The 16,969-nt window shown below is 53.2% G+C and carries 14 protein-coding genes; 5 read left to right on the forward strand and 9 right to left on the reverse strand.

The genetic code is table 11. The features are described 5' to 3' along the window. Positions 1-431 precede the first annotated feature (431 nt). Complete coding sequence (locus GYMC10_RS31235) at positions 432-695, forward strand: alpha/beta-type small acid-soluble spore protein (RefSeq protein WP_175495081.1); 264 nt, start codon at positions 432-434, stop codon at positions 693-695. Between the two features lie 144 nt (positions 696-839). Here GYMC10_RS31235 and GYMC10_RS31240 read toward each other — a convergent pair whose 3' ends face one another. The 7 genes from GYMC10_RS31240 to GYMC10_RS31270 all read right to left on the reverse strand — a co-directional run bounded on the left by GYMC10_RS31240 (position 840) and on the right by GYMC10_RS31270 (position 9,186). Continuing rightward, the gene (locus GYMC10_RS31240) at positions 840-1,643 is read right to left on the reverse strand and encodes an MBL fold metallo-hydrolase (protein ID WP_009591509.1); all 804 of its coding nucleotides are present in this window, start codon (positions 1,641-1,643) and stop codon (positions 840-842) included. Between the two features lie 7 nt (positions 1,644-1,650). Then, positions 1,651-2,400 (reverse strand): two-component system regulatory protein YycI, encoded by a 750-nt coding sequence (yycI, locus tag GYMC10_RS31245; protein WP_009591504.1) that lies wholly within the window; start codon positions 2,398-2,400, stop codon positions 1,651-1,653. Positions 2,401-2,437: 37 nt separating this feature from the next. Further along, the gene (locus GYMC10_RS31250) at positions 2,438-3,712 is read right to left on the reverse strand and encodes a YycH family regulatory protein (protein ID WP_015738097.1); all 1,275 of its coding nucleotides are present in this window, start codon (positions 3,710-3,712) and stop codon (positions 2,438-2,440) included. Next, the gene (gene walK / locus GYMC10_RS31255; protein WP_015738098.1) at positions 3,709-5,538 is read right to left on the reverse strand and encodes a cell wall metabolism sensor histidine kinase WalK; all 1,830 of its coding nucleotides are present in this window, start codon (positions 5,536-5,538) and stop codon (positions 3,709-3,711) included. The genes GYMC10_RS31250 and walK overlap by 4 nt, the downstream gene beginning before the upstream one ends. Beyond that, complete coding sequence (gene yycF, locus GYMC10_RS31260; protein ID WP_009591483.1) at positions 5,538-6,269, reverse strand: response regulator YycF; 732 nt, start codon at positions 6,267-6,269, stop codon at positions 5,538-5,540. The genes walK and yycF overlap by 1 nt, the downstream gene beginning before the upstream one ends. A 388-nt stretch (positions 6,270-6,657) precedes the next feature. Continuing rightward, positions 6,658-8,226, reverse strand: coding sequence for a peptidoglycan DD-metalloendopeptidase family protein (locus GYMC10_RS31265; protein WP_015738100.1), 1,569 nt, complete (start codon positions 8,224-8,226; stop codon positions 6,658-6,660). 279 nt (positions 8,227-8,505) lie between these two features. After that, positions 8,506-9,186 carry a hypothetical protein gene (locus GYMC10_RS31270; protein WP_015738101.1) on the reverse strand — a complete coding sequence of 227 codons (681 nt, stop codon included), beginning with the start codon at positions 9,184-9,186 and terminating at the stop codon, positions 8,506-8,508. A 252-nt stretch (positions 9,187-9,438) separates the two neighbouring features. On the opposite strand from GYMC10_RS31270, the gene GYMC10_RS31275 reads away from it, so the two are divergent. The 4 genes from GYMC10_RS31275 (at position 9,439) to GYMC10_RS31290 (ending at position 13,411) form a co-directional block, all read left to right on the forward strand. Continuing rightward, a complete protein-coding gene (locus tag GYMC10_RS31275) occupies positions 9,439-10,116 on the forward strand; it encodes a response regulator transcription factor (RefSeq protein WP_015738102.1) in 678 nt (225 codons plus the stop codon). Beyond that, a complete protein-coding gene (locus GYMC10_RS31280; RefSeq protein ID WP_015738103.1) occupies positions 10,113-11,492 on the forward strand; it encodes a sensor histidine kinase in 1,380 nt (459 codons plus the stop codon). Before GYMC10_RS31275 ends, GYMC10_RS31280 begins: the two co-directional genes overlap by 4 nt. Positions 11,493-11,612: 120 nt before the next feature. Further along, positions 11,613-12,713 (forward strand): ABC transporter permease, encoded by a 1,101-nt coding sequence (locus GYMC10_RS31285; protein ID WP_015738104.1) that lies wholly within the window; start codon positions 11,613-11,615, stop codon positions 12,711-12,713. After that, a complete protein-coding gene (locus GYMC10_RS31290) occupies positions 12,713-13,411 on the forward strand; it encodes an ABC transporter ATP-binding protein (RefSeq protein WP_015738105.1) in 699 nt (232 codons plus the stop codon). The genes GYMC10_RS31285 and GYMC10_RS31290 overlap by 1 nt, the downstream gene beginning before the upstream one ends. 439 nt (positions 13,412-13,850) lie before the next feature. On the opposite strand, the gene GYMC10_RS31295 is transcribed toward GYMC10_RS31290, so the two are convergent. Further along, positions 13,851-15,140 (reverse strand): adenylosuccinate synthase, encoded by a 1,290-nt coding sequence (locus tag GYMC10_RS31295; RefSeq protein WP_009591501.1) that lies wholly within the window; start codon positions 15,138-15,140, stop codon positions 13,851-13,853. A 464-nt stretch (positions 15,141-15,604) separates the two neighbouring features. Further along, positions 15,605-16,969, reverse strand: a complete 1,365-nt coding sequence (gene dnaB / locus GYMC10_RS31300; RefSeq protein WP_015738106.1) for a replicative DNA helicase — start codon at positions 16,967-16,969, stop codon at positions 15,605-15,607.

The following is a 16,969-nucleotide window of genomic DNA, read 5'->3' on the forward strand; positions in this document are numbered from 1 at the left end:
CCTCTTCCGGCATACCCGCAATCCTGGCAGCGGCAGCCCTTGATTCGTGCATTCCCCCTTTAAAGACTATACCGAACAAATGTGTTAAGAAAATGGCAACAGGGTTGGTCTTCCTGGCCAAAAATGTTCATTTCGGAATGCCGCGCCGCAGCTCTCCGGCGACCCACACATCATTCCTATTTGGGTTCATCGTCACTTATTCTTTCCTAAGCTCTCCACTGCAAAAATACTTCCCCGTCCCCTCTGCAGTGCACCTGCAGACAAGGCTCGTCTACCCTGTTTGGCCTATCAAAAAAGCACATTGCCTGCGCAAGCCATAGGATTTCGACCTGCTTCTCCGCTTTCTGGCACTGGTTAGGTTATCCATTCATCTGCAGGTTGCCCGCAGGGAATGTTATGAAGGGGGAAACCATATGCAAGGAGGGTTAAGGATGGCAAGAAGATCACGGCGGCACCGGAGTCCCGAAATGCAGCAGTTCATGACAAACGTGATGCGAAACGAAGGCTATCAAGTCGACCCGCAGCGGCAGCAGGACCTCAAATACGAGGTGGCCAAATCACTCGGCGTACCGCTGAAACCCGGCGACAACAGAGACCTGACCACCGAACAGGCGGGTAAAGTCGGTGGTGCCATCGGCGGTTCCATGGTTCGGGAAATGGTTCGTATGGCGCAAGAAAGCCTCAGCAAGCGTTAGGACGAGCCGTTTCTCAGCATGTGATGCGTCCGTCCGCAACAGCAAAACAGCCCCACGTCATCATGGGGCTGTTTTGCTCATGCCTATTTTAAGATATCCATGTTATGAATGCTGAATTCGTCCAAGGCAAGCTGTCTCACTAAACTATTCCCCGACTTTATCCCAAGGGGTCGGACGGTCATAATACGTATCGCACAATTTAAACTCGCTGTCCTTGAAGAAGCAGCCGCGGTCTTCCATCGTATCGCGTACGGTCATTCTTGCCAGGTCCATCATGTTGTGATCCAGGCTGAGATGGGCCAGATACGTCCGTTTGGTGTCGCCCGTCAGCAATTCGCTTAAAGCATCGCCTGCCGAGTTATTCGACAAATGCCCCATATCGCCGAGAATCCGGCGCTTGGTATTCCACGGATACCGTCCCATCCGGAGCATCTCGATATCGTGATTGGCTTCCAGCACCAGCACATCCGACCCATCCAGCGCTTTCTTCACCTTGTCGCTGACATAACCGAGGTCCGTGGCAACGCCCAGTTTCTCGTCGCCGTCATAGAAGCAGTAACCGACCGGTGCCGCAGCGTCATGGGATATTTCAAACGGCTCTACCCGCAGGGTGCCAAAATCCTTGACCTCATGACTCTCCAGCACAATCCGGTTCTCTTCCGCAATCTTGCCCAGCGACTTGCTCATCGCTTCCCACGTCTTCTCATTCGCATAGATCGGCAGATTGTATTTGCGCGCCACCGCGCCAAGCCCCCGGATATGATCCGAATGCTCATGCGTGACCAGGATTCCGTCGATTTCTTCTCCCATCATTTCGCGTTCCTTCAACAGCTCATCGATGCGCCTTGCACTTAGGCCCGCATCGATCAGCAGTGTCGTATCCTCATTGCGGACAATGGTCGCATTGCCCGTCGAGCCGCTCGACAGCACGGAAAATGAAATCCCCATAGTCTTGTTACTCCTTTGTCGTATCGCTTTTTGGCGTCAGCACGTCCCCGCTGATGCCCTGCACATAGATCATCTCGCCATGATCCAGTGTAAACCGCCAGGTCGGTGCTGCCAACTGATCCTCTGTATTAAACAACTGCCCATAATAACCAAGCTGAATATCGCGTACCGCCGAATCAGGCGGGATGAAATTACGTTCGATAAGGGTTTCCAAGGCCTTCGATGCAGGCAGAACCTTCTGTTCCTCCATATCGCTGCTTGGCAGAATCTCAAACACGGGTTCGCGAAACGCATGGATCTTCTGGGCTTCATGGATAAACTCCAACTCCACGTTAAACAGCGGCCATTCCTTCTGCACCAACGGCCGGAATATGAAGACATTCTCCTTGTCTGACGGCTCGTCATGGCGATAGTTCCCGAGATCCGCAATCTTGCCTTCCAGCGCATTGCGCAATTCCTTCTCATCGGCATAAATCAGCTTCGTGTCCACCGGCTGCTCCAGCCCTACCGGCTCGCCCTGGGCTTCCGCGCTGTAGATATAATTAATCTTGGGCAGCTGCGGCGTTTCCGTCGGGATCGGACTCAGCAATTGAATCCCATTCTCCTCCATCACCTGCTGGGTGCTCTCGGAAAGCGAGGTGAAATCCAGATTGGAGCCGACCTGCTCGCGGTAGTCCATCCAGAGCTGATAGCCCAGCACCAGATTCAGCAGCAAAAACGCGTAAATCAGAACATTTTTGGCACGGCCCCAATCCATGAATATCCCTCCTTGTGATTCAATGTACCCCGTATGATTACTCGAGTATGACAACCGAGCCGTTCTGGAGCTTTAAAGCCCATACAGGCTTCAGCAGCAGCCCTTCTCCCGTCAGCACCGGTAAATAGGCGGGATCCAGACCTGTAACCACACTCTCCTCGTAAGGCTTCAGCTTCGCTTCCAAGGCCTCGCCTCCCGTAAGCTTTACCATCTGTTTCTTCAAAGAGGCCGGCTCGAGATATAACAGCGAGCGCTCATAGGAGGTTACCGTTCCCTGCTGCAAGTCCAATTCCATGACGCCATATTGGAAGCCTGACGTATTCAGGATCGGAAATCCGCCGTAGTATTGCTGGAATTTCACCAGCGTCCGATCTTCGGATTCACCCGCTTTAGCCAGCCTGTATGTGCCATTCCAGCCCCCGTGCTGATTCACGAAATCAATGGCGGACAGCACATCCTTGCCGGGACTGCTCTCTCCGGATGGCGGTGCAGCCGGATCGGTATAGCTGATCCATTTCTGTCCCTGGTCTACCTGGAGGCTCCGCTTACTGTCCGTATAAATCTCGGAGCCGTCTTTTTCCCGGATGTTGCGGGTGATGCTCGGGTCAAAAAACAGGCTGCGCTGCATTTGATCAACCGTATATTCCCCGATCGGCAGCTCAATGCTGACCATATTCAGCTCCTTCTCGGGGGTATAATACCGGCCATCCACCATCTTATACGGCGTCCAGCTCAGCCCGAAGTCCACCAGCTGATCCACGTCCTGTACGGTCAAATCCGCCTGGGCGGCTTCATAGACGACATCGCCCTCCGTACTGAAAAACATGACATGGATCTTCGCTTCGCCTTCCACGCTGTACAGCCACATTTTGTTGATGCTTTCCCCTTCAAACAGGGTGTCCGGGACGATTTGCATCACTCTCTGGAGCAGCGTTACCGGAATGCCTGAATCAAAGCTCAGCTCAATGCCTCGATTCTCGGAACGAACCTTGGCCCAATCGATGTTGCTGACCATCCGCCGCTGGAAATTATCAAAGGTCCGGCCTTTAAGCCGGTTATACACGAGATTATAGAACGTATCGTTCGGATAGAACACCGTATGCTTGTCTTCGCCCAGATGAATGACCATTTTGTCGGGAAAGAGCAGATTCTCTGGCTTCTCTTCCGGTCCCATCTCCTCGGTTCGGATATAGGCGTCCTTCGATTGCACAACCGAGTCGCTGCCCGGAAAACGGAAAATCAACACATAACTCTGTACCAAGCTGCCAACGACCAACAGGACCAGCAGCACGGTCTTCAATCGCTCCTTCACGCTAACACCCTCCCCTCATCGTCCAGGGGCAAGGTAAAGGTCACCGTGGTGCCCTTCTCCAATTCGGATTGAAGCGTAATGAAACCTCCATGTGCCCTGACAATTTCCCGGGCAATGGACAAACCGAGGCCCGTTCCGCCCAAATTGCGCGTCCGTGCTTTATCCACCCGATAGAAGCGCTCAAAGATCCGGTCCAGATCCTTCTTCGGAATACCGATCCCGGTATCCTTAACGGATAAGGATAACATGCCTTCCTCCGTTATGCTTGCATCCATGGTGATGGTGCCTCCGTCCGGCGTATATTTAAGGGCGTTGGATATCAGGTTATCGAGAACCTGGTCAATGCCGTCCCGGTCCAGCATCGCCGTGGATACGCCCGGCTTCACTTCGATAATGGTGCGAATATGCTTTTGCTTCATTTGGAAAGAGAATCGGTCCTCTACGTCCTCCAGCATTTCCACGATGTCCGTCCGCTCCTTATGCAGAGCGGCCTCCTTGGAATCCAGCCGGGACAAATGCAGCAGGTCCGTCACCAGCCGGATCATCCGGCCGGTCTCATTCTGGATGACGCCGACGAATCGCGGCCCCATCTGTTTATCCTCCAGCGCGCCATCCTCCAACGCCTCGGTATAACTCTTGATGGTGGTCAGCGGCGTGCGCAGCTCATGGGATACATTCGCCACGAACTCCCGTCGGGATGCCTCCAGCTTCTCCTGCTCGGTAACGTCCTGCAGCACGGCAATCGTGCCCGTGATGCCGATCTCCCGCCGGTGAATCGGCGTGAAGGTCACGCGCATCATGAACGGCTCGCCGCCCTCGCGCGGCGTAATCTCTAGCAGCTTCGAATCATGGCCTTCGCCGCGTGCCAAGGCTTCGGATTCGGATTCTTCCAGGCCCAGCAGGGACACGATATCGTGCCCTGCCAGTTCTTCCCCCTCCACGCCCAACATTTCACCGGCGCGCCGGTTCATCAGGATGACACGCCCCGCCTCATCGGTTGCGATCACGCCGTCGCTCATATTCGTCAGGATCGAAGCAAGCTTCTCCTTCTCTTCTTCGTTCTGCGAGAGAGCTTCGCGCAGACGGCTGGTCATATAGTTGAACGCCTGGCTGAGCTGGCCGATCTCATCGCTGCCGAATACCGGCGTTTTCTCGGTAAACCGGCCATCTGCGACAGCCCGGGCATGCTTGGTCAGCTCCTTGATCGGATGGGTAATCGTATGTGACAGGATTACGCCAAGCACCGCGGTCAAGCCGAGGGCCAAAAGAATGCCCGATATAAAAATATTGTTGATCCGCTGCATCGTGCTGTACAGCTCGCTCATGCTGGCTACGATATATATCGCGCCGACGATTTTCTCGTTGTACATGACGGGCTTGGCCACCACTTTTTTGCGGATATTATCATCGTCGATGATGTACTCTTCATTATCCTGTATTCCCTGCAAGGCCCGACTGACAACCGTCTGCGTGTTCTTGGTGCTCACATAATCGGCGTGGGAGGGCAGCGAGGTGGTCAGCACCCGCCCGGTGGAATCCAGCACCTGAATCTCGGCGCCGTTCAGGTTGAACAGGTTGTTCACCATGACGCGCAGGCTCTCGATCGGATCCTCCTCGGTATCGTTCTCGCCGCCAAGGGTTTTGGCGGCCAAAACCGACATCAGTTCGGCGCGTTCCTGCAAGTCCTTCGTGAAGTTGCTGGTCAGCGAGTTCTTCATCGCACTAACAAAATACACCCCGATCAGCTGCATCGCGATCAGAATGAGAAGGACATAAATGATGATGACCTTCGCCTGGATGGTGCGGAAGAAGGACAGCCACTTCATTACAGGCCTCCGTTTTTCGCGCTGCGCATCAGGTAGCCCAGTCCGCGCCGAGTCAGGATATATTCCGGTTTGCTCGGATTCTCTTCAATCTTCTCGCGAAGCCGGCGGATCGTCACGTCCACGGTTCGCACGTCGCCAAAGTATTCAAAGCCCCATACCGCCTGCAGCAAATGTTCCCGAGTCATCACTTTGCCGGCATTACGGGCCAAATAATAAACCAATTCATATTCGCGGTGCGTCAGATCGAGCGCTTCCCCGCTTTTGTATACCATGTACATGTCCGTATCAATAAACAGCTCAAACAGCCGCAGGCCTTGTCCGCCTGCACTTGTGCCGCCTGTGTTATCCGCCGAGTTATCCGGCTTCTGCTGACGTCGCAGATGCGCCTTCACGCGTGCGAGTATTTCTCTCGTGCTGAACGGCTTCGTCACGTAATCATCCGCCCCGAGCTCAAGCCCAAGCACCTTGTCGATCTCTCCGTCCTTCGCCGTCAGCATGATGATCGGGATCTGCAGGTTAGCGGCACGTACCTCGCGGCACACGTCCATTCCGTCTTTGCCGGGCAGCATCAAATCAAGCAGCATCAAATCCGGCCGCTGCGTGAGCGCAATCTCCACGGCGCTGATGCCGTCAAAGGCGCAGATGACCTCATAGCCCTCTTTTTCCAAGTTAAACTTTAAAATATCGGCGATGGGCTGTTCGTCATCCACCACCAGAATGGTTCCCTGCATCTTCCTGTTCACCTCATACCTTCTTAAAGAGGATGTTCAAAAAGTCCCTTTTTGAACTCACACTTAAACGGTCTTCTTTTCATTTTACCACACCTGCCGCCGCTACACACCCACTGGTCCGCCATTCGGAGAGCGGCAGCGATCGCCTTTGGATTCGGAAAATCTCATCGTAAGCGGCATTCCTATTTTCCGAATTCAACAGCGACGGAGAAGGACACCGCTTGCGCCTCCACTGCAAACTATTTTCCTGTTCGGTCCCACATCCCCAAATCACCGCCTGCAAGACGCAAAGATGGCCGCCCCCGTTAAGGAGCGGCCATCTTCACTATTATGATATATGAACCAATAATGGCTTATGTCGCATTGGTTTACCTAGTATAACACAGAACTACAGATATTTCATCGGATTTTGGGCAACTCCATTTTTTTGCACTTCGAAATGCAGATGCGTTCCGGTGGAACGGCCCGTATTACCCATGACGCCCAGCTTGGAGCCTTGTCCAACAGACTGGCCGTTGCCGACGGAAATCTTGCTCATATGCCCATACAGCGTGCGATATCCATTGCCGTGATCGACAATGACGACGTTGCCGTAACCGCTCTGCTGACCCGCGAAGACCACTCTTCCGGAAGCCGCTGCCATAATGGTGCTTCCGCCAACCATATCAATACCCTCATGGCTTCTTCCCCAGCGATGTCCGAAGGAGCTCGTAATGCGCGCCCCGCTCACCGGCCAAGCGAACATGCTGCCGCTGGACTTCTGGGTCACCGCTGCCGCTTTTTTCTTTGGTGCTACCTTGGTGCCTTTATACACAACTTCCGGCAGCGATTCCTGAACCACCTCTTGGCCCGTCCATTGCTTGGAGATGACCTTGCCGTTCTCTTTGGTCACGATGTAATCCACCGTCTTCACGCCGTCCCGTCCGGGACGGACAACCTTCCGTTTGCCCAGCGCGAGCTCGCTGCTCTTGCGAACGATCGTCTCTGGTTTGCTCGGCTGCTTCACCGACACCGTCTCCACCGTTCTGACCGTCAGCGGCGCTTCCGGCTTCGTCACCTGCAGCTCGGCCCCGATCTGAACGTATTTCTCTTCGAGCCCGGGATTGAGCGCCATGACGTCAGCAGACTTCATGCCAAAATGCTGTGCGATCGAGGAAATCGTATCTCCCTCTTTCACCGTGTACACCACCGGCTTGTCCTTCGTGCCGGTCAGCACCTTGACCGCTTCTTCCACGTCCAGCACCTTGTTCGGGTCAGCCTTCGTGTTGGCAAGCGAAATCTTCTCCTTGATGTCCACGGACTCGAGCCCGCTTGCGTCATCCTTCTTCTTGCTCGATGCCGATGCGGACGTTCTCGTGAAAGCGACTCTCTGCGTCTTCTCCTTCTGCGCAGCAGCCGGAGCGAACTTCAGCTTAGCCGCTTCGACGGCAGCCTTGGCCGTCTGTTGATCCTTCACGATCGCCACCGTCTTGCCATCCACCTTCAGCTCCACGCCGCGGGCATATGCTTTCAGCATGCCATCCAGCTTATGAAGCGTCTCCTCGCTGTTCACGACCGGTTTATAGGAACGGTCGGCCTTCGTGGTGATGCCGTCGGTATGAAGCACCATGGGCACATCAGGGTACTTCTCCTGATATTCCTTTTGCTTCGCTTTCAGCAGCTGGTCAAGTTGGGCATCTTCTTGAATGGTACCGATCGATTTCCCATCGACATACACATGATAGAACGGAATTGTATTCGCGTTCACGTAAGCTTTTCCGCCGGTATATATCGATCCTGCTATGAGCAATACCCCTGCCGACATCCAAATCCATCTGCGCGGTGATGTCCACCCCCGCTTTGGCGGATTCGACGACATTGGGGACTCCTGATTTGAGTTGTGATTGAGGGTAGACTGATCGGCCGCTTGCTTGCGCAAGATGCTGTCCATCCACCGTTTCCCCTTAGAACCTTTCATGTCTCTCTCCTTTAAGCCTTGTCCATATGTAAGAATCCGTTATTCGTTCATCTGAACTTGCTGACTTAGCATTGAATGTGACACAACCTGTCAAAAGGTATCAAAATTTTAACCTTTTCGATCTTCGTATACTTTAACATAGCCTTTACAATCATTTCAAGTTTACGAAAATAGCGAAAAACCCGCGCCCCGCGCGGGTTTCCTGATATTTTCCAATATGGGGCTTTTGCATGTCGGTGACAAAACGGTGACAGAGCCTGCCTGAAACCCGTCATACCGTTATTCTTTGAGCATGGTGATCAGTTTATCGAATTCTTCCGGATTCAAATATTTGGATATGCCCTGCTCGATCTCCGCAAGCTCCGCAGCGGTCAGACCGTCCTCCATCGCCTCAGAGATCTTCTGCATTTCGGATTGGGGCAGCTTGTTCATCAGCATGGTGAAAATCTCTTCCTTCTCCTCCGTTGGCAAACGGTCCTTCCGGTCCACGATGTCCCCCGGTGTCATGACAATCTCCTGATCTTCCAGGGAGGAGTCGCCAGACTCTGTCGTATTCGTGCCCATGACGGGCAGGGAATTATCCGGTGCCTCTTCATCGTTCGAAGTCTCCCCTGACGTTCCCGTTGATCCTGAACTCGTCTCTTCGTCCTCCTTGGCCCCTCCATTCGTTTCGGTTCCGGCTTCCGATACATCGTCCGCAGCGCCCTGATCTTCTTCCAACTGGCGATTGCCCTTCGCGGCATTGACGCTGCCCGCATCCGGCTTGGTGCCGGAGCCCACGCCCAGCATCGACTTCATAATACCTCCCACCCCCATCGGCTCCGCTTCCAGCTGAATATTAAAGCTGGATAACACCGATTGAATATAGGCATTCACGACGATGCCCGTGGTCACAATCGTAAGCGTGCTCACCAGAATGGCGGTCAAGCTGATTTTCAGCAGCCATTTCATCCACTTCATCCGTATCTCCTCCTTCCTCATGCATGCTGCAATGACATGACGATGATTGCTTTCTTTTTCCAGTATTGACCGCTCGGGATCGCTTCAATCGTGGGGATCGCCAATTTTTCTACTTCGATCTGATATATTTCATGATTCGGTTCCTTTTAGGCCACACTACTTCCATGCGATAGAGCGCTCCATCGACCGCACCAGGGAATGTATGATACATATATAGTCATTGGAACGCTTATGAAGGAGGTCAATCTAGCAATGATTCATATATTGATCGCAGATGACGACGCGCATATTCGAGAGCTCCTGCTATATCATCTTCAAACCGAAGGATACACGGTATTCACTGCAGCTGACGGGGAAGAAGCTTCTGCCCTTTTGGCGGAAGAACAGGTTCACCTGGCTGTCGTGGATGTCATGATGCCGAACAAGGACGGGTATCAGCTCTGCGAAGAAATCCGGCGTTATTATGATGTTCCCGTCATTCTGCTGACCGCCAAGGATCAGCTTGTAGACAAGGAGAGAGGTTTTGCCGTCGGCACGGATGATTACTTAACCAAGCCGTTTGAACCAAGGGAGCTGCTGTTTCGAATCAAAGCCCTGCTGCGGCGGTATCAAATGGTCAGCGCAGACAAAATCCGTCTGAACGAAACGACCATCGACCGCAAAAGCTACGAGGTTCAAGGACACGGAAAGGTACTGATGCTGCCGATGAAAGAGTTTGAGCTGCTCTCTCAGCTTGCGAGCTATCCGGACCGGACATTCTCGCGCGAGGAGCTGATTCAGCTCATCTGGGGAACGGATTTTGACGGAGATGACCGGACCGTGGACGTTCATATCAAACGACTCCGGGAACGCTTCGCTGACCGAAGCGGCGATTTCCGGATACGGACCGTCCGGGGCGTAGGATATAAATTGGAGGGGGCGCCGCAGTGAAAACCCTCTATTCGCGCATCGTCCTCACCACCATCGCCATCATGGTGATCAGCAGCTTGATAGCTTTTGTGCTGTCTAATCTGTACTACCAATACAATCTCAAGCCCTTTAACGATCAGAAGGTCACCACCATGGCCAAGGATATCGGGGACTTTTATGACAGCCACCCGGAGACGGACATCCATGATTATCTCCATCACATCGGTCAGCTCGGTTATCAATTCTATTTGGTGAACGATCAAGGCAAGGAGTGGTTCTACGGCGGCATGTTCCGTGAACAGGACCTCTCGCCCGAAACGGTGCGGCAAGTGCTGAACGGGAAGGTGTACCATGGCATTGCGGAGTTTCCGTCGGAGCTGTTCATTACCGGCTTTTTCGACAATGTCCTAAGCAACTCCATCGGCATCCCCATACAGGTAGAAGGCAGCCCTCACGCACTCTTCCTCAGGCCCGATATTACCGTCCAGTTCGGGGAGATGCGTATCTTCTTCTCCATCATTATGGTCATTGCCATCCTGCTGAGCATCCTGCTTGTCGGCATTATTACGCGCTATATCGTGAAACCGATCGTGAAGTTAACCGAGGCCACCCAGAGCGTGGCGCAGGGCCAATATGACATTAAGCTGAACGTTACCCGGCGTGACGAGCTGGGGCAGCTTGCTGACCATTTTTCCCAGATGGCCAAAGGGCTAGCGCAGTTGGAGCAAATGCGTCAGGAGTTTGTATCCAATGTCTCGCATGAAATCCAGTCGCCGCTGGCCTCCATTCAGGGCTTCTCGCAGACGCTGCAAACCAAGCGCTTGTCCGAGGAACAGCAGCAGCATTATTTATCGATCATTGAGGCGGAGAGCCGCCGGATGTCGCAGCTCAGCAAACAGCTGCTTATGCTGGCATCCCTGGATAAGGAAGAGAACATTCTCGATAAATCCACCTTCGACGTGGCCGAGCAAATCAAGCAAGTGCTGTTCCACACCGAATGGAACTGGCGCAGCAAAGATTTGACCATCGATATGTCGCTGCCGCCGACCTATGTCTACGGCGATCAGCAGCTGCTGCATCAGGTATGGACGAACCTCATCACCAACAGCATTAAATTCACCGCACCTGAGGGCGCCATCTCCCTGCGTGTGATCGAACACAACACACAATGCCGCATCGAGATCTCCGATACGGGCATTGGCATTCCGCAGGAGCATCTGCCCCACATCTTCAACCGGTTCTACCGCGTGGATGAGGCCCGCGACCGCTCCGAGGGCAGCAGCGGATTGGGTTTATCCATTACCCAGAAAATTGTCGAACTGCATGGCGGACGTATTGAGGTCACGAGTCAGCCTGGAAAGGGAACCACCTTCACCGTGATCCTTCCTAACGTATAATGCTGCCTAATCTCAAGTTCATGCTCTGTTCATATTCCATTCCTATACTTGGGGCATATCCCGCAGAGATTAAAAACCGAGGGATGTGCTGCTTAATGATCAGGAATGGAGATGAGAAACATGTTTCTTGCACTGCGTGAACTTCAACATGCGAAGCTGCGCTATCTGCTGATTGGCTTCATTATGGTACTGATTGCCTGGCTCGTCCTGTTCGTCACGGGATTGGCCCAGGGTCTTTCCTCCGATAACGCCTCTTCCATACAAAATATGAAAGCCGACTACCTGGTGCTTCAGGAGGAGTCCGATCATCGGATCAATCGTTCCGTACTAACCGGCGAGATCTGGAACGAAGTGCAGAGCCGCCCGGGTGGAAACCCGGCCACTCCGCTCGGAGTACACATGAACACCTTGACCAAGGAAGGCTCCTCAGCCAAATTCGATGCGGCTTTTTTTGCCATTGATGTGGAGAGCATGCTGGCACCCCGAGTCGTTGAAGGCACCATGATTAGCAATACGGATGCCGACCTTGTGATGGCCGACCGCTCCTTGAAAGAGGACGGGTACCGGCTGGGCGACCGGATCGTGGATCAGGCTACAGGCGCCACGTTTACGATTGCTGCCTTTACGGAGGGACAATCCTTCAGTCATGCCCCGGTCATTCACATGAACTTTGAGGGGTGGAAGACGCTTCAGCCAAACCCGGCGAAGCCAGCGCCTATCTATAATGCCATCGCTTGGAATGGAACTCCGGAGCAGAAGGAAGCCTTGGTCCGGGACGTATCCGGCATCGAGATGATCACGAAAGAGGAAGCCCTGCAGGGGATTCCCGGTTTTCAGGAGGAGCAGGGTTCTCTCATCATGATGATTGTGTTCCTGTTTGTGATTGCAGCCTTCGTGCTGGCCGTGTTCTTCTACGTCATGACGATTCAGAAAATGAATCAGTTCGGGGTCCTGAAAGCCATCGGCGCGGGGACCGGCTATCTGGTGAGGAGTCTGATCTTTCAGGTCCTGACCCTCACCATCGTCAGTCTTGCGATCAGCATCGGCTTGACGTACGGGGTTTCGCTCCTGTTGTCCGGCATCGTGCCGTTTTCGTTAACGCCTTCGGTCGTTCTGCTCTGTTCCTTGCTGTTCCTGGCGGTTTCCCTGATGGGATCGCTATTATCGCTATATCGGGTCATCAAGATCGATGCAATCGAAGCTATCGGGAGGGCTGCATAATGACATCATCCAAGCTGTTGATGGATCAGGTAAGCAAAGAATTCGGTGACGGGGACACCTCAGCTAAAGTACTGGACAACATTTCACTGGATATCAAGGGTGGGGAATTTGTCGCGGTGGTCGGACCTTCCGGGTCGGGCAAAAGCACCTTTCTCTCCATTGCCGGGGCACTGCTATCCCCTACCCGGGGACGAATATGGATGGGCGATCAAGAGGTCACCCGGCTCCCCGCCAAACAAATGAATCAGCTGCGGCTGCGCCATATCGGATTTGTCTTTCAATCTTCCAATCTCATTCCGTATCTTACGGTCCGCGATCAGCTGCTCTTGATGGCCAAGCTGGCTAACCAGCACGGCCAGGAGCCGCAGCGGCTGGCAGATGATCTGCTTCACCGGCTGGGCTTGTCGCATCGCAAGTCTCGGTATCCCGAGAGCCTGTCCGGCGGCGAACGGCAGCGGGTTGCCATTGCCCGGGCATGGATGAACGATCCGGAGCTCATATTGGCTGACGAGCCGACGGCAAGTCTGGATTCCGAGCGCGGCCGGACGGTCGTTCAAATGCTCGCCGATGAGGTGAAGCTGCGCCGGAAAGCTGCCATCATGGTCACGCATGACAAGCGCATGCTGGATCTATGTGACCGGGTCGTCTATATCGAGGACGGCAAGCTGTCCGAACGGACGCAGCCGATTGTGTTGTAGCATGACAAAAACCGGATTCATCCCTAGGCAACCTAGTCGATGAATCCGGTTTTTTACTATGCTGGACCGCCGTGTACCTTGTCCAGCGCTCAAGAAGGCCATACGTCTATTCGAAGGTTCGTATGGCTTCTGTCCCCCCTACATGGATCTGACTGCATTCATCCGCTGTTTTTAGCCCCAATTCCAAATGATCAGCGTGCTGCCCTCTATGTCTATCTCCATTATAGGGTGGATGGGCGGATGACTAGGGGATAATATTCTTTAGCTGAAGGGACAAATTCTTCTACCTATTGAACAGCGATGGTATGCTCGAAAGCCATCTCCTATCCCGGATCTTCTACAGCCATAAAAAAGCCCGCCGACCCCTATCTTCGGCGGGTGTATTTCACATAACTTAAAGTTGAACTTTCACTCTCTCTATTCTTGGTCCAACGCTTGATTACTTCTCATAAATCGGCAGCACTTGATTCGTCTGCTCCCGGTTGCGGCCGACGGAGAAGATGGCAATCGGAATGCCGGTCAGCTCGGATACCCGCTCAACATAACGGCGAGTGTTCTCCGGCAGATCCTCCAGCGTCTTCGCGCCGGTAATGTCTTCGCTCCAGCCCGGCAGCTCTTCATAGATGGCTTCGCACTCGGCTAACATCTTCAAGCTGGCCGGGTAGTGCGTAATCTCCTCACCGCGGAATTTATATGCGGTACAGATCTTCACCGTCTCCAGTCCGCTGAGCACGTCCAGCGAGTTCAGGGACAGGCCGGTAATTCCGCTTACGCGACGGGCATGGCGCACAACTACGCTGTCGAACCAGCCTACGCGGCGAGCGCGCCCGGTTACCGTGCCGTACTCATGTCCTTTTTCACGGATATATTCGCCGATTTCATTATCCAGCTCCGTCGGAAATGGTCCGTCTCCTACACGCGTCGTATAGGATTTGGCCACGCCGATGACCTGTTGAATCTTCGACGGCCCTACGCCGGAACCGATGCAGACGCCGCCTGCAGAAGGATTCGAAGACGTAACAAACGGGTACGTCCCTTGGTCGATATCCAGCATGACGCCCTGCGCGCCTTCGAACAATACCTTTTGATTCTCATCGATGGCATCATTCAAGACAACGGAAGTGTCGCGCACATATTTACGAATAACTTCGGCGTACTCCAGGTATTGCGTTAGAATCTCTTCAACATCAAGCGCTTCCCCGCCGTACACCTGGGTAATCACTTGGTTCTTCTCCTTCACCAGATGGCGAAGCTTCAATTCGAACTCTTCCGCATCCATCAGATCTGCGATCCGGATGCCGTTGCGTGCCGCTTTATCCATGTAGCAAGGGCCGATCCCCTTGCGCGTTGTACCGATTTTGTTCGGACCTTTGCGGTCCTCTTCCAGAGCATCCAATACCATATGATAAGGCATGATAACATGAGCACGATCGCTGATTACCAGATTGTCGGTGCTGAACCCGTTATCATGAATATAATTAATCTCTTCAATGAGTGCAGCCGGGTTAACGACCATACCGTTACCGATTACACAGGTTTTATCTTTATAGAATACTCCGGATGGAATCAAGCTAAGCTTGAATTTTTTACCGTCAATCAGAATGGTGTGGCCGGCATTGTTGCCGCCTTGGTAACGGGCTACCACGTCGGCGCTTTCCGCCAAATAATCCGTGATTTTCCCTTTCCCTTCATCTCCCCATTGTGTTCCCACAACGACTACCGTTGACATATTCATTCCTCCGCCCGGGCTGTTACACCCTTATGATTTCGCGTAACACTGATGAAATAAATCTCTGCAAGCTGATTATAGTTCAACCTCACTGCACTAAAGCAGCAATACCAGTGTAACAGTCCCCATTTTTAAAGTCAAATACAAAAACGAACAATCGCACATGAGTGTGTACGATTGTTCGGAATTAGGACGAGATTATAGATGGATAACCGTATTATTCGGGGAACTGCCATAAGAAAAACGACTGTCGACGTACTTTCTCAGAAGACAGACCTCGGTTAGAGGAAGTTTTTCTTGCGATATCAGGAAGGCTCAAGCTTCGAAGTTTATACTTGATATCTTAAGAAATGCCCTATACTTACAGCGAGCGGCAGGTATTGGCCCGATCTCCGAACTTTAGTTTAGAAGCTTCCTGTTTCATTAAGCAAACATGAAAGCCCGGCTAAGGGTGAATACCGTCGTTACCCGGCGGCAAAGGCATCGGCATGCGTTCGCTCGTAATTGACGAATTTATTAAAGTTCTTCAGGAAGACCAATTCCACTGTGCCTACCGGACCATTACGCTGTTTGGCAATGATGATCTCGATGATATTCTTCTTCTCGGTTTCCTGATTGTAATAATCATCCCGGTATAAGAACGCAACGATATCGGCATCCTGCTCGATCGAACCGGATTCCCGGAGGTCACTCATCATCGGACGCTTGTCCTGACGCTGCTCCACGCCCCGGCTGAGCTGCGACAGCGCGATGACCGGCACTTCGAGCTCACGGGCAATTTGTTTGAGCGTACGCGAAATCTCGGATACCTCCTGCTGCCGGTTCTCTCCGGGCTTGCCGCGCCCATGAATGAGCTGGAGGTAATCGATCAGAATCATGCCGAGCCCCTTCTCTTTTTTCAAACGGCGGCATTTCGCACGGATATCGGCTACCGTGACGCCAGGTGTATCATCAATGTAAATCTCCGCCTCGGATAAAGCGGCGATGCCCATCGTTAGCTTGGACCAATCTTCGTCGCCTTTGAAATCGCCATTCCGCATCACGCCCGCATCGAGGTTCGCCTCGGCACAGATCATACGCTGAACGAGCTGTGGCGCGGACATCTCCAGACTGAAGATGGCTACCGTTTCTTTGGCGCGAATGGCCACGTTCTGGGCGATATTCAGTGCGAAGGCCGTTTTACCTACGGAAGGACGGGCCGCCACGATAATCAAGTCGTTGCGCTGGAATCCGCTTGTCATTTTGTCCAGATCCACAAAGCCGGAAGGAATCCCTGTCGTATTCCCCCGGTTCTGATGAAGGACCTCCACCTTCTCGAAGACTTCCATCAGCACGTCGCGAATCGCAATAAACCCGCTGCCCGTGCGTCGATTGGAGATCTCGAGTATGCGGCGCTCCGCCTCGCTGAGCATACCGGATACATCTTCTCCTCCGGTATAGCCTTCACTGACAATCTGGGTTGCCGTTCGGATCAAACGCCGCAGCATCGATTTCTCTTCGATGATTTGGGCGTAATAATCCACGTTCGCAGCCGTCGGGACGGCATGAGCCAGCTTCGCTAAATAGCTGACTCCACCGATCTCTTCCAGCTGTCCTTTATCTTGCAGAAGAGATGTAAGGGTCACCAGATCGATCGGTTGATTGCCTTCCCCGAGCTGCACCATGACTTCATAAATCATCTGATGTGATTTATCGTAGAAGTCCTCAGCCTGCACCCGCTCCATCGCCGTGATCAGCGCTTCACTCTGCAGCAAAATGGCACCGAGCACGGCCTGCTCTGCCTCAAGGTTCTGCGGGGGGACCCGATCGAAATAGAGTTCTCCTCCCAT

Source organism: Paenibacillus sp. Y412MC10, assembly GCF_000024685.1.
Lineage (GTDB): Bacteria > Bacillota > Bacilli > Paenibacillales > Paenibacillaceae > Paenibacillus_AQ > Paenibacillus_AQ lautus_A.

Bases quoted from the DNA above. Each gene is read 5' to 3' on its own strand.
- GYMC10_RS31285 (WP_015738104.1), top strand. From the start codon at position 11,613: ATGTTTCTTGCACTGCGTGAACTTCAACATGCGAAGCTGCGCTATCTG.
- GYMC10_RS31270 (WP_015738101.1), bottom strand. From the start codon at position 9,186: ATGAAGTGGATGAAATGGCTGCTGAAAATCAGCTTGACCGCCATTCTG.
- GYMC10_RS31235 (WP_175495081.1), top strand. From the start codon at position 432: ATGGCAAGAAGATCACGGCGGCACCGGAGTCCCGAAATGCAGCAGTTC.
- GYMC10_RS31240 (WP_009591509.1), bottom strand. From the start codon at position 1,643: ATGGGGATTTCATTTTCCGTGCTGTCGAGCGGCTCGACGGGCAATGCG.
- GYMC10_RS31265 (WP_015738100.1), bottom strand. From the start codon at position 8,226: ATGAAAGGTTCTAAGGGGAAACGGTGGATGGACAGCATCTTGCGCAAG.
- walK (WP_015738098.1), bottom strand. From the start codon at position 5,538: ATGAAGTGGCTGTCCTTCTTCCGCACCATCCAGGCGAAGGTCATCATC.
- yycF (WP_009591483.1), bottom strand. From the start codon at position 6,269: ATGCAGGGAACCATTCTGGTGGTGGATGACGAACAGCCCATCGCCGAT.
- GYMC10_RS31275 (WP_015738102.1), top strand. From the start codon at position 9,439: ATGATTCATATATTGATCGCAGATGACGACGCGCATATTCGAGAGCTC.
- GYMC10_RS31290 (WP_015738105.1), top strand. From the start codon at position 12,713: ATGACATCATCCAAGCTGTTGATGGATCAGGTAAGCAAAGAATTCGGT.
- dnaB (WP_015738106.1), bottom strand. From the start codon at position 16,969: ATGGGAGGAGAACTCTATTTCGATCGGGTCCCCCCGCAGAACCTTGAG.
- yycI (WP_009591504.1), bottom strand. From the start codon at position 2,400: ATGGATTGGGGCCGTGCCAAAAATGTTCTGATTTACGCGTTTTTGCTG.
- GYMC10_RS31295 (WP_009591501.1), bottom strand. From the start codon at position 15,140: ATGTCAACGGTAGTCGTTGTGGGAACACAATGGGGAGATGAAGGGAAA.